Origin of the sequence: Pseudoalteromonas sp. J010 (assembly GCF_003934235.1) — a bacterium.
GTDB classification, from domain to species: Bacteria; Pseudomonadota; Gammaproteobacteria; order Enterobacterales; family Alteromonadaceae; genus Pseudoalteromonas; species Pseudoalteromonas peptidolytica.
In genome coordinates, this window is sequence record NZ_RDBW01000083.1 from 1 (window position 1) to 536 (window position 536).

The 536-nt window shown below is 54.1% G+C and carries 1 protein-coding gene; it reads left to right on the top strand.

The features are described 5' to 3' along the window. Window positions 1-32: 32 nt before the first annotated feature. On the top strand, window positions 33-536 hold a 504-nt coding region (locus EAG18_RS22050; RefSeq protein ID WP_275557373.1), incomplete at its 3' end, for an AMP-binding protein.

The window sequence follows — 536 nt, forward strand, 5'->3', positions numbered from 1 at the left end:
AGTGAAGTGAGCAGGGCATTGGGTTGTCTTGGGTGTATGACAAGCAGCTCTTTACACAGGCACACATTGCGCAGCTAGACCAGCACCTTGGTCGGGTGTTGACGGCGCTGTGCGCACTTGAGCCAACCCAAACTGTGGCGTTGACACAGCTTCCGATGTTGAGTGCGCCGGAGCAAGAGGAGTTATTGGTTACCTTAAATGACACGCGGCTGTGCTATGAGCAAGATGTCTGCATGCATGAGCGGTTTGAGCGTCAAGCGGCCGCAACCCCAGATGCGGTGGCGGTGATCTGTGAAGAGGTGGCATTAACATACCGTGAGCTTAACTGCCGAGCTAACCAGCTGGCGCGTTATTTACAGGCACATCATCACATCACCCCAAACACTCTCGTTGGACTATGTGTTGAGCGCTCTGTGGAGATGGTGATAGCCATCTTGGGAGTCTTAAAAGCTGGCGGTGCCTATGTGCCGATGGCACCGGATTACCCGCAAGAGCGACTGGCGTATATGATAGCGGATGCACAGCTATCTCTGGTG